Raw genomic sequence first — 11582 nt, 5'->3', positions numbered from 1 at the left:
CCCCCATTGCCACGCCCACCACGCCGGCCTTGAGCGCCAGGGAGTCATTGATCCCGTCGCCCACCACCATTGGCCGAAAGCCGCTGCCGATTTCGCCCAGCACGCGGTTGAGCTTGTCCTCAGGCAACGCCTGGGCTTCGACATCGCTGATGCCCACGTCCAAGGCCAAGCTGTCGGCCACGCTTTGACGGTCGCCGGTCAGCAGCAATTGGCGGCCCAGGCCCAGCTCACGCAATTCTTGCAGCGCCTGGCGGGCTTCCGGCTTGACGCTGTCAGCCAGCAACAGCCAGGCGAGAAATCGCCCGTTCAGGGCCAGCCCGGCAATCGGGCCGTCATGGTTGGGCACGCCCGTGGTGGCAATGCCCAACTGCTCGAACAACTCCGGACGCCCAAGGGCCGCTTCGCCCTGCTCGGTCTGCGCCACCACGCCGAGGCCCTGGCGTTCGCGGATGTCGGTCAGCATCAACAGTTGTTGCTGGGTAGCCAACCCCGCCAGCGCGCGGCTGACTGGGTGACTGCTCGCCGAGCCCAGGCTGGCCGCCAGATTCAGCAACGCCTGCCGGTCCGGCTCAAGGGTTTCGATGGACTGTAATCGCAGCGTGCCAAAGGTCAGGGTGCCGGTCTTGTCGACCACCAGCGAGGTCAAGTCCGCCAGCTCTTCCAGGAACGCCGAGCTGCGAATCAGAATCCCATGGCGCGCCGCCACGGCGATCCCGGCAATCGCCGTGGCAGGTGCCGACAACACCAACGCACAGGGGCACGCCGCCACCAGCACAGCGAGCATCGCCTGGGCGTCATTGGTCACAAACCAGGTGACCGCCGCCAGCAGCAGCACCAACACCATATAACTGCCCGCATAGCGCTCCAGCAGTCGCGTGATCGGCGGCTTGGACCGCTCGGCGTTCTGCATCAGCGCGATGACCTTGCCCAAGGTCGACTCGTTGCCGGTGCGCGTCACTTCAAGGCGCAGCAGACCGTCGAGGTTGATCGCCCCGCCAAACACCTGCACGCCGACGCTGGCTTCCAACGGCACCGACTCACCGGTGATCGGCGCCGTGTCCAGACTCGCCTGGCCCGACAACACCACACCATCGGCGGGCACACGGTCACCGGCGCGCACTTCCACGATATCGCCGGTGTTCAGCGTGCCGTTGTCCACTTCAACAATGCTGCCGTCGGCCTGCACCAACCGCGCATGACTGCGAGTCAGTTTGCCCAAAGCATGGATCGCTTCCTGGGAACCGATCACGCTGCGCTCCTCCAGCACATGCCCAAAGATCATGATGATCGGCAGCAACGCCGCCGTCAGCAGATCCCCCGTAGCCCAGGCGCCAAGCATGGCCAAGGCGATAAGTTGATCGGTAATGCCATGCAGGCTGGGAAACCGCAGGCTGTACCACGCCGAACGCATCACCGGCACGGCCACCAGCAGTGATGCCACACCCAGTAATAGCTGACTGACGCCAGTCTGGTCCGGCGCCAGCCAGCGCCACACCAGACCCAGCACGAGTAATCCCAAGGCCAGCATGGCAAGGGTCAATTGCCGGGCAGCGCTGCGCTGCTCGGCGGACGTCAACATAGGTGCGCTCATTGCTCGGCTCCCTGGATGATCAAGCGGGAGTCGTCTTTAGGGTCGACTGTGGTCACGGAGCCCGCCTGGCCGAGAATCTTCGGCAAGCGCTCGCGGTACAGACGCAGAAGCAAACCCGGGTCTTTGACCTGGGCGAGGCTGGCGACGGTGGCGGTTTGCGCCTGGGCGTTGGCCAAGCGTTCGCTGGCCTGGGCATGGGCAACCTGCACCACACGGTCAGCTTGCTGATTGGCGGTTTGGGTGAGCTTTTCCGCTTCGGTGCGCGCATTGGCCACCGCTTTATCGGCTTGCTGACTGGCCGTCAGCACCGCATTGAACGCATTCACCGCCGGGCCCGGCAGGCTCGACTGCACATCGACACGGGTGACTTCGATCCCCAAGCCCAAGCCGCTTGAGGTCAACTCCGCCAGCCGCTTATTGATGCCTTGCACCAGGTCACCGCGCAACCGTTCACGACGCTCAGCGGCGCTATTGTCGGCGCCGATCAGTTCCGGGCGCGCCACCAGAATCGTGTCCAGGTCCCGCGCCGCCGTCAGGGCCACGGCGCTGCGCGTGACCAGGCGATCCAAGGCCGGCAACACATGCTCGCCCTGCAATACAAAGGAATACGGTTCGGTGACCTTGTAGAACACCCGCACATCCAGCTGCACCACTCCGGCATCCCCGGTCAGCAGGTAGCCGGAGCCGGCCATGGCATCGCTCAAGGGCGTGGCGAAACTGGCCACGCGGTCAGCCTGCACCGCCGCCTCCGAACGCAGTAGGTTTTCCACCCGCCGCTCGATCACCCGATCGGCGGCCGGCAGCAACACCACCTGCTCAAATGGCTGCGGCCAGGCCAATAGCAAGCCAGCATTCTGGATACGGTCGAGGGCGCCGAAGTGCAGCACCACGGCGCGGTTCTGCGGGTCGATCTGGCGCACATTGGAAAATGCCCAGGCCAACGCCGCCAACACAGTCACCGCGTACAGCGCCATGAACGTCAGGCGCCCGGCCTGAATCCATGGGCTGTCCGGGCTGTCACGCTCGGTCATGGCTGGACGTCCTTCGGTCCGTCCACCAGCGCACGGAATGGTGCGGCGTCGGTGCGCAGGATGATCTTGGTGCCCGGCGTCACCACCGTGCCCAAGGTATCCAGCGAGCGCAGCAAGTTGTACAGCTGGGGATTACCCGCGTAGGCCCGCCCGTAAATCTGCGCGGCCTCGACACGCGATTGCGCTTCGATATCGGCGGCTTTCACCGTGGCGTCGGCCTGCACGATGCGCGCGTCGCGCTCGGCGGCGGAACGGATTTGGGCCGCTTCGCGCTTACCCACGGCAGTGCGTTCGGTGGCGATGGTTTCGCGCTCGGCACGCATGCGGTCGACGGTGGCGGTCAGCGTCACCGAGGGCAACGTCAGCCGCTCGATACCGACTTGGGCCACGCGTACGCCGTAGGTAGTGAGCAATTGTTGATCAATTTGCTGGCGCAACTGCGCCTCGAAATCGGCGATACGTACCTGGCTGGCGTCGGTGTTGATCAGGCTGGACAGGTCAAAACTGGCCGCCGTGGTTTCCAGTGCCGAGCCGACGAAGGTGCGAATCTGCCGCGCCGCCTCATCCGGCTGGTTCTGCACCGCACGCATAAAGCGCTGCACATTGTCGGCATCGCCCTGCACCTGCCACGCCACATAGGCCTGCACGATGATGCGCAAGCCATCGCGGGTGCCCACGTCCTGCAAGCCGCTGGAGGTGGTGCGCAGGCGCAGGTCCACCGGGATCGCCGCTTCGAACGGCGCCGGCCAGCGCCAACCAAGGCCCGGCTCCAGCAACACCCGCGACGGGTTGCCGAACCGCGTAATCACCGTGGCTTCGCCGGACCGCACTTGCACCAGGCTTGCCGCAGCGACCGCAAACAATACGAGCAACACGGCCCAGCCCATACGCCGCCAAGGGAATGGACCAGCAGCGTGCTCATCACCGTGATGGTGGTGGCCGTGATGATGGTGATGACCGTGATCGTGAGAATGAGCGCTCAACAGACAGACTCCTTATTGAACGGCTTTACGCGGCACCGAGGGATCGGCCGGCAAGGTAAAAGAACGCAGATCGATCGTCGGTGCGCCATCGGCGCCCAGGCGATGATCCAGAATCAGCAGTTTGGCGTGGGCCAGACCCTGGCTGAGTTGGCCAAGGTACTGCTCCAACACGAAGGCCTGGCCTGCACTGGCATAGGCCTTTTGTTCGGCGGCGAAACGCAGGTCGGCCGCCTGTGCGCCAGCATTCACTTCATGGGCCGTGGCCGTGGCTTGATCGCGGGCAATGCTGGCTTGCAACAGGGCCTGGTTGGTCTGCTCACTGGCGGCTCCGCGCTCGCGGGAGATCAGGGCCTGAGCACCGATCTGCGCAGCTTGCACGCCGTGATAGGCGTTGGCGGCACCGGCCGGTGGGTGGATGGCTTCCACAACGGTGGCGAGGATTTCCACACCGCTGTGGAGTTTCTGCAGATCCGCCTGCACCGCGCGCCCCACTTCGTCAGCCAGGCTGGTGCGTTGTTCGCCGAGCAATTCGTCGAGGGTGCGCGAAGCAAAGTCGTGCACGAGGATGCGGCTGGCGGTGCTGCGGATCAGGGTCGGTACATCCGCGCTGTTATACGTCGCCGCCAGCGCGGCCTCGTCGGTAAGGCCAATGCGGTAGACGAAGCGCACATCCATATTGACGATCTGGAAGCCCTGCTTATCGCCGCTGCTGCTGGCGATGACTTGGGATTTGTCATTCACATGGCTGGCGTCCCACAGTCGATTGGCAATCAACGGCGCCGGACCTTCCGCAGGTGTCAGCTCGGGCGAAGCAGTTTCGCTGACGCTGGTGGCCAATTCATGCACCACGCCGTTTTCGACTTTAATGACGCGACCCAATGGCCAAGGCAACCCGGCATGCAGGCCAGGGCCGAAGACTTGCACCGGTTTGCCGAAGCGTTCATAGATCCCACGGCCTTGCAGGGGCACTTCATGCACACCGGTCAGCGCCCAACCGATCGCCAGCACCACCAGCAGCACCGGAAAAAATGCGCGGCGCATGTAGGTAAAGGCCCAGATCTGACGCAGGTCAATGCCGAAGCGGTTGTGCAACTCGTGCTGCAACGCCAGCAACGGTTGTGGCGGCCAGCGCAGCAAACCAGCGATAAAACTTTGCGCCATCAGGCGGGGTTCAAGATGCGGTTGGCGCGGGCTGAACAATGACAACGCGCCCCTGAGCAGAAACTCCGCCGCCACCAGTGCCGGCAGCAGGCCAATCAACACCGCCAGACGCAACGGCCACACGGACTCGGCACCGGCAAACAGCAGGCAAATCGCGCTGATCACCAGGCAACTGATCGCCACTCGGCTCAACTGCGCCAGTTGCGAAGCTTCCGGCCATTGCGCGGCGGTTTCCTGGGCCAGGCGACGTTCGAACACCAGCAAGCCAAACGCCAGGGCCAAGGCCAACGCGGCGCCAATACTGGCGGACTGACCTACAGCCGCAGCCGGCAACGCCAGGTTCCAGAATTCGATAACGCTAACCAGCGCGAGCAGCGACCAGCCGCCAAGCCACAACACCGGCGCGCCAATCTGCTTGCCAAAGCGCCCAACCAGTCGCGCGTACCGGCCCGTTTGCTCAACCGGTACTTCAACCGCGGGTTCCTCCAGCGCCTGGGCGCGCCAATCGGCCACCCACCACGCCGACTGCAAACCCGCCACCAGCACCAGCAACGCGCAGGCGCTGTTGATCAATACCACCGGCCAGATCGACAGCGGCGCAAACAAGGCGACAAACAGCGCCAGCACCCAACCGGCGACGGCCAGCACTGTCAGGCTGATACCGGCCTGACGCAATCGACGGGCATGGAACTGCCCCTGTTGAAAGCGCGCGAGGCCTTCTACAGAAGCGCCGTCAGCTTCTAGATCCACTTGCATCCCAACACGCCCGTCTGTACACAATTCGTTACGATATAACACGCGACGTGAAATTTTTGTTCGTCAAAAAGCGCTTTTGAACACGACACACATCCCCTGTGACAGGGGGCTTGCTCCCGTTAACGACCTGTCAGTTGGTGCCTGTGCTGGCTGATCCATCGCCATCGGGAGCAAGCCCCCTCCTACATTTGTTTCTCAGTGCTCTCCAGAGCGTGACTAAACCCCCATAAACACGAGCCATCACTGGTAGATCTCATGATTAATCGGCACACTCCAAACCAGTTTTTCGCGGGCTCACGGACAAGGAAGCGTCACCCCCCATGATTTCGATCTATCAGCTCAAACCGCGTTTTCAAAACCTGCTGCGTCCTCTCGTGCAGCGCCTCTACGACAACGGCACCACCGCCAATCAAATCACCGTTCTGGCCGGAGTGATTTCCCTGCTGGTGGGCCTGCTGATTGCCAGCTTCGCCCAATACCTGTGGCTTTTTGCGTTGATCCCGCTGTGGATGATTGCGCGCATGGCCCTTAATGCCATCGACGGCATGCTCGCCCGTGAATTCGGCCAGCAGTCGCGCTTGGGCGCCTACCTCAATGAATTGTGTGACGTGATCGCGGACAGCGCGCTGATCCTGCCCTTTGCACTGATCCCGGGCGTGAGCCTGGCGCCGGTGCTCTTGGTGGCATTGCTGGCGGTATTCAGCGAATACGCCGGTGTGCTCGGGCCCATGGTCGGCGCTTCACGGCGCTACGACGGGCCGATGGGCAAAAGTGATCGGGCGTTTGTACTCGGCGTGCTGGCCACCGGTGTAGCGCTGGGCTGGCTCGGCGCAGGTTGGGTCGACACGGTGATGTGGCTGGTCGCCGCCCTGCTCGCCTACACCCTGGTCAACCGCGTACGCCAAGGCCTGAAAGAAACCCCTTCCCCTTCTGCATAAGGATTTTGCGATGCGCGAACAGCAAGCACACACCTTCAGTACCCATGATGGCGTCGAGCTTTTTTACCGACACTGGCCGGCCACTTCCCCTGCGGATGGCGAGCCACGCCAGGCGATCGTGCTGTTCCATCGCGGCCACGAGCATTCGGGCCGCATCGCCCATCTGGTCGATGAGCTGAACCTGCCCCAGTTCGACTTCTTCGCCTGGGACGCCCGCGGCCACGGCCAATCCCCCGGCGAGCGCGGTGACAGCCCCAGCTTCGCCACCAGCGCCCGCGACGTGCAAACCTTTTGTGACCATATCGGCGCCACCTACGGCATCGAAGAGGAAAACTTCGCTGTCATCGCCCAAAGCGTCGGTGCGGTAATCGCGGCCACATGGGTGCACGATTACGCGCCGAAAATCCGCGCGTTGGTGCTCGCCTCGCCAGCGTTCAAGGTCAAGCTGTACGTGCCGTTCGCTCGTCCAGGCCTGGCGCTGATGCGCAAGTTTCGCGGCAACTTTTTCGTCAACAGCTACGTCAAGGCCAAGTTCCTCAGCCATGACCCGGAGCGGGTGGCGTCCTACGACAGCGATCCGCTGATCACCAAGGCGATTTCAGTGAATGTGCTGCTGGGTCTGTACGAAGCAGCCGACCGGGTTGTAGCGGATGCCCAGGCCATCCAAGTGCCGACTCAGTTGCTCATCTCCGGCTCCGACTTCGTGGTGCATCGCAAACCCCAGCAGCAATTTTTCGACCGCCTAGGCAGCCTGAAAAAAGAGCTGCATATCCTGCCCGGTTTTTTCCACGACACCCTCGGCGAACGTGACCGCGCCGTGGCGGTGAGCAGTGCCAGGCGCTTTATCCTGCAAAACTTTGCTCACCCGCTGGACCGCGCCTCCCTGCTCGACGCCGACAAACTGGGCGCCACCTGCGCCGAGTCCGAATCCCTCGCCGCGCCGCTGCCGCGCAACTCCCTGCGTGACCTGTACTGGCGCATGACCCGCGCCAGCATGGGCTTGGGCAAGAACCTGTCAGATGGGGTGAAACTGGGCTTCGACACCGGTTTCGACTCCGGCAGTACCCTGGACTACGTCTACCGCAACAAACCCACCGGCAAGGGCGGGCTGGGGCGGATGATCGACACCAACTACCTCAACTCCATCGGCTGGCGCGGCATCCGTCAGCGCAAGCTGAACGTCGAAGAACTGCTGCGCCTGGCCATGGCCAAGTTGCGGGATGAACAGCGTGAAGTACGTATCGTCGACATCGCCGCCGGCCACGGGCGTTACATTCTGGAAGCCTTGCAGGGCGTGTCGCCGCTGCCGGAATCGATCCTGTTGCGCGACTACAGCGATATCAACGTGCGCGACGGTGGCGCGCTGATCCGCGAGAAAGGCCTGGGGGATATCGCGCAGTTCGTCAAAGGCGATGCGTTTGATCGCGCGGACCTGGCGGCGCTGGAACCCAAGCCGACGTTGGCGGTGGTGTCTGGGCTGTATGAATTGTTTGCCGATAACAGCATGGTCGGCGGTTCGCTGGCCGGCCTCGCCGAAGCGGTCGAACCCGGTGGCTATTTGGTGTACACCGGCCAGCCATGGCACCCGCAACTGGAGCTGATTGCCCGCGCATTGACCAGCCATCGCCAAGGCCAGGCCTGGGTGATGCGCCGTCGCAGCCAGGCGGAAATGGACCAACTGGTGGAAGCCGCCGGTTTCCGCAAAATCACCCAGCGTGTGGATGAGTGGGGCATCTTTACCGTGTCCCTGGCACAGAAGATCTGAGCATGCGCGAACCCGGTTTGTTGAAACCAGCCGTCCTGTGGCTGCTGCTATTAGCGCCGTTGTTCTTCAGCACCTACGGCTTTGCCACCTGGGTCACCAGCCAGCGCAGCGACGTGGGCACGCTGGTGTTCGGCTGGGAAACCCATATGCCGTTCTGGGCCTGGACCATCGTGCCTTACTGGTCCATCGACCTGCTCTACGGTTTCTCCCTGCTGCTGCCCAGCACCCGTCATGAACTCAAGCAACACGCACTGCGCCTGCTGAGTGCCCAGGTGATCGCGGTGAGCTGCTTCCTGATCTGGCCACTGCGTTTCACCTTCGAGCGGCCCGAGCTGGATGGCGTGTTTGGCTGGTTGTTTGCGGTGTTGGCGGGCTTCGACAAGCCATTCAACCAGGCACCATCGCTGCACATCGCGCTGCTGGTGATTCTGTGGGTCATGTTTCAACGTCATACCCAAGGTTGCTGGCGCTGGCTGGTGCATGGCTGGTTCGCGTTGATCGGAATTTCGGTGCTGACCACTTATCAACATCACTTTATCGACTTACCCACAGGCGCCCTCGCGGGTTGGATTTGCGTGTGGTTGTGGCCGCTCGAACATCCGAGCCCGCTGTTGAATACGCGGCTTACCCAAGACCGCAAGCGCTGGCAGCTGGGCGTGCGCTACGGCCTGGGCGCCCTGGCGCTGATCATCGTGGCGTTAAGCCTGAGCGGTTGGTGGCTGTGGCTGCTGTGGCCAGCGGTTTCCCTTGGGTTGATCAAGGCGAATTACTTCGTGCTGGGCGCGGCGGGTTTCCAGAAGCGCGCTGATGGTCAGCTCACACCTGCCGCGCGCTGGTTATATGCGCCCTATCTAGTGGCTGCCTGGATCAATTCCCGGCTGTGGACACGCAACCATCCACAGCCCAACGTGATTGTGGATAACGTTTGGCTGGGGCGGATTCCTACCTCAAAGGAGCAGAGTTCATTCAGCGCCATTGTGGATCTATGCGCCGAACTGCCGATTAATCCACAGGGCCGCGCGTATCAATGCATCCCGGTGCTCGATCTGATAGCGCCGACACCCACCGAATGCCGGCAAGCTGCTGAAGCCATCGAACGCCTCCGCGCACGCGGCCCGCTGTTGGTGTGCTGCGCCCTCGGCTACTCACGCAGCGCTACCGCCGTCGCCGCCTGGCTGTTACACAGCGGGCGCGCGACGACGGTGGACGAAGCGCTGACTATTATTCGTGCAGCACGGACCGATGTGGTCCTGCACCCCGCTCACCGTGAAGCATTGGAGGGTTTGCCCCATGCCCGCTGATATGGAACTCCAGGTGGTGGCCAGCCTGCTGCGCCGTGGCCGTTCGCTGGATCAGTTATCCACAGGACTGACCGTGGCCGGTGTGCTATTCGGCCTGGCCCAATTGCTGATGGCGAGTATTTCGATCATCTGCCTGCTGCTCAGCCTGTGGATGATTATCCTCGGCCTGCTGCAAAAGTACTGGGCGCTGCGCGTGGCCTTCGACGCCGACCTGTTCGCCCTGCTGGCCCGGGATACTGAGCGCACCACCGACCTCGACCAAGCCCTGCAGACCCTCGGCCTGCAATCGCCCAATCGGGCCGGCCGACCTTGGGCCGAGCGCCGTCGCGGCGCCCTCAAATTGTTGCGCAAACAAGCCTGGCTGCTGGGCGCGCAAGCGCTGCTGACCCTGGGCGTGATTCTCGCCAGCCCTTGGCTGCCTTTCGCCGGATAAGGAATCCCCATGTTCGAACCTGTGGTCGCCACGCTGATTACCTCCATGGCCCGCACCGTCACCGGCGCCCGCAGCCTGTGGCTGGGTTGCGCGCCCGTGCCGGTGCAACGCATCTACTTCGCCAACCACAGCAGCCACGGCGACTTTGTGCTGCTGTGGGCCTCGTTACCGCAAAACCTGCGCAAATTCACGCGCCCGGTGGCCGGCAGTGATTACTGGAATAAAAGCGCGCTGCGTCGTTACATCATCAACCGCGTGTTTAATGGTGTGCTGATCGACCGCGAACGCAAGGACCCTGTGGATAACCCTCTACAGCCTATGCTCGCTGCCCTGGAGGGTGGCGATTCGCTGATCATCTTCCCTGAAGGCACGCGCAATCCGGAGGACGGCTTACTGCCGTTCAAAAGCGGCCTGTACCACCTGGCAAAAAGTTACCCACAGGCGGAATTGATCCCCGTGTGGATCGCCAACCTCAACCGGGTCATGCCCAAGGGGCGCGTTTTGCCGCTGCCGTTGTTATGCACAACCAGCTTCGGTGCACCGCTGCAACTGGAAGACGGTGAAGACAAGGCGCTATTTCTAGCCCGCACACGCGACGCCCTGCTCGCCCTCGCCCCGGAGCATGTCTGACATGGATAGCCAAACCCTGATGCTGTTCGGCGGAATCGGCGCGATCCTGGTGCTCGCCTCACTGATCGGCCTGATCCTCAAACTGCGCACCCGTGGCACGCCGAACGCGGTGATCGACAACCTCAACGCCCGTATCAATGCCTGGTGGGTGATGGTGGTGGTGATCGGTATCGCCTTCTGGCTCGGCACCGGTGCGGTGATTCTGTTGTTCTACGCGGTGTCCTTCTACGCCCTGCGCGAGTTCCTCACCCTCACCCCGACCCGACGCAGCGACTACCCGGCGCTGGTGGCCGCGTTCTACCTCGCCCTGCCGCTGCAATACCTGCTGATTTATTCGGACTGGTACGGGCTGTTCTCGATCTTCATCCCTGTGTACGTGTTTTTGCTGCTGCCGATCCTCGCCTCATTGGGCGGCGACACCACACACTTCCTCGAACGTGCCTCGAAAGTGCAATGGGGCTTGATGATCGCGGTGTTCTGCGTGTCTTTCGTCCCGGCCCTGCTGACGTTGGACATCCCCGGCTACGAAGGCCGCAACCTGCTGCTGATCGCCTATCTAGTGATCGTCGTGCAACTCTCGGACGTGTTGCAGTACGTGTGCGGCAAGCTGTTCGGCAAACACAAGATCGCGCCCAACCTGTCACCGTCCAAAACCGTGGAAGGCTTTGTCGGCGGTATTCTGCTGTCCTCCCTGATCGGCGCCGCGCTGTGGTGGACTACGCCGTTCAACCCGTGGCAGTCGTTCCTGATCGCCTTGCTGATCAACCTGCTCGGCTTTGCCGGTGGGATCGTCATGTCAGCCATCAAGCGGGATCGGGGCGTTAAGGATTGGGGGCATATGATCGAAGGCCACGGCGGCATGCTGGATAGGCTGGATTCGGTGTGCTTCGCCGCGCCGATTTTCTTCCACCTCGTACGCTACTGGTGGACCTGACCACCAGCATTCTCAGCCCAATGGAGCGCTAAATGTGGGAGGGGGCTTGCTCCCGATGG

The 11582-nt window shown here is 62.8% G+C and carries 10 protein-coding genes; 6 read left to right on the top strand and 4 right to left on the bottom strand.

The features are described 5' to 3' along the window. The 4 genes from G9Q84_RS28055 to hflK (G9Q84_RS28040) form a co-directional block, all read right to left on the bottom strand. On the bottom strand, nt 1-1591 hold a 1591-nt coding region (locus tag G9Q84_RS28055; protein WP_181644457.1), incomplete at its 3' end, for a heavy metal translocating P-type ATPase. After that, nucleotides 1588-2622 (bottom strand): protease modulator HflK, encoded by a 1035-nt coding sequence (gene hflK, locus G9Q84_RS28050; protein ID WP_095185259.1) that lies wholly within the window; start codon nt 2620-2622, stop codon nt 1588-1590. The genes G9Q84_RS28055 and hflK (G9Q84_RS28050), both read right to left, overlap by 4 nt. Next, nucleotides 2619-3608 (bottom strand): protease modulator HflC, encoded by a 990-nt coding sequence (hflC, locus tag G9Q84_RS28045; protein ID WP_371260679.1) that lies wholly within the window; start codon nt 3606-3608, stop codon nt 2619-2621. The genes hflK (G9Q84_RS28050) and hflC overlap by 4 nt, the downstream gene beginning before the upstream one ends. 9 nt (nt 3609-3617) lie before the next feature. Then, nucleotides 3618-5522, bottom strand: a complete 1905-nt coding sequence (gene hflK / locus G9Q84_RS28040; protein WP_181644456.1) for a protease modulator HflK — start codon at nt 5520-5522, stop codon at nt 3618-3620. 320 nt (nt 5523-5842) lie between these two features. Between hflK (G9Q84_RS28040) and G9Q84_RS28035 the strand changes: the two genes are divergently transcribed. From G9Q84_RS28035 to G9Q84_RS28010, 6 genes are read left to right on the top strand one after another with little or no spacing between them, the layout of a single operon-like run. Then, nucleotides 5843-6460, top strand: a complete 618-nt coding sequence (locus G9Q84_RS28035; RefSeq protein WP_181644455.1) for a CDP-alcohol phosphatidyltransferase family protein — start codon at nt 5843-5845, stop codon at nt 6458-6460. Between the two features lie 10 nt (nt 6461-6470). Continuing rightward, the gene (locus G9Q84_RS28030) at nt 6471-8225 is read left to right on the top strand and encodes a bifunctional alpha/beta hydrolase/class I SAM-dependent methyltransferase (RefSeq protein WP_032885182.1); all 1755 of its coding nucleotides are present in this window, start codon (nt 6471-6473) and stop codon (nt 8223-8225) included. A gap of 2 nt (nt 8226-8227) precedes the next feature. Continuing rightward, complete coding sequence (locus G9Q84_RS28025; RefSeq protein ID WP_181644454.1) at nt 8228-9526, top strand: phosphatase PAP2/dual specificity phosphatase family protein; 1299 nt, start codon at nt 8228-8230, stop codon at nt 9524-9526. Continuing rightward, nucleotides 9516-9959 (top strand): hypothetical protein, encoded by a 444-nt coding sequence (locus G9Q84_RS28020; protein ID WP_032885180.1) that lies wholly within the window; start codon nt 9516-9518, stop codon nt 9957-9959. The genes G9Q84_RS28025 and G9Q84_RS28020 overlap by 11 nt, the downstream gene beginning before the upstream one ends. A gap of 9 nt (nt 9960-9968) precedes the next feature. Next, nucleotides 9969-10589: a lysophospholipid acyltransferase family protein gene (locus G9Q84_RS28015; RefSeq protein ID WP_032885179.1), complete on the top strand. Its 621-nt coding sequence runs from the start codon at nt 9969-9971 to the stop codon at nt 10587-10589. A 1-nt stretch (nt 10590) separates the two neighbouring features. Beyond that, a complete protein-coding gene (locus tag G9Q84_RS28010; protein ID WP_032885177.1) occupies nt 10591-11523 on the top strand; it encodes a phosphatidate cytidylyltransferase in 933 nt (310 codons plus the stop codon). Nucleotides 11524-11582: the final 59 nt, after the last annotated feature.

The sequence above is a fragment of the Pseudomonas sivasensis genome, assembly GCF_013778505.1.
Taxonomy (GTDB): Bacteria; Pseudomonadota; Gammaproteobacteria; order Pseudomonadales; family Pseudomonadaceae; genus Aquipseudomonas; species Aquipseudomonas sivasensis.
The sequence above is the reverse complement of the archived record's forward strand: the minus strand, read 5'-3'. Positions and strand labels throughout refer to the sequence as shown.

What these genes read in the sequence shown, in the direction of transcription:
- hflK (WP_095185259.1), bottom strand. Translation starts at nt 2,622, where the DNA reads ATGACCGAGCGTGACAGCCCGGACAGCCCATGGATTCAGGCCGGGCGC.
- hflK (WP_181644456.1), bottom strand. Translation starts at nt 5,522, where the DNA reads ATGCAAGTGGATCTAGAAGCTGACGGCGCTTCTGTAGAAGGCCTCGCG.
- G9Q84_RS28035 (WP_181644455.1), top strand. Translation starts at nt 5,843, where the DNA reads ATGATTTCGATCTATCAGCTCAAACCGCGTTTTCAAAACCTGCTGCGT.
- G9Q84_RS28030 (WP_032885182.1), top strand. Translation starts at nt 6,471, where the DNA reads ATGCGCGAACAGCAAGCACACACCTTCAGTACCCATGATGGCGTCGAG.
- G9Q84_RS28025 (WP_181644454.1), top strand. Translation starts at nt 8,228, where the DNA reads ATGCGCGAACCCGGTTTGTTGAAACCAGCCGTCCTGTGGCTGCTGCTA.
- G9Q84_RS28020 (WP_032885180.1), top strand. Translation starts at nt 9,516, where the DNA reads ATGCCCGCTGATATGGAACTCCAGGTGGTGGCCAGCCTGCTGCGCCGT.
- G9Q84_RS28015 (WP_032885179.1), top strand. Translation starts at nt 9,969, where the DNA reads ATGTTCGAACCTGTGGTCGCCACGCTGATTACCTCCATGGCCCGCACC.
- G9Q84_RS28010 (WP_032885177.1), top strand. Translation starts at nt 10,591, where the DNA reads ATGGATAGCCAAACCCTGATGCTGTTCGGCGGAATCGGCGCGATCCTG.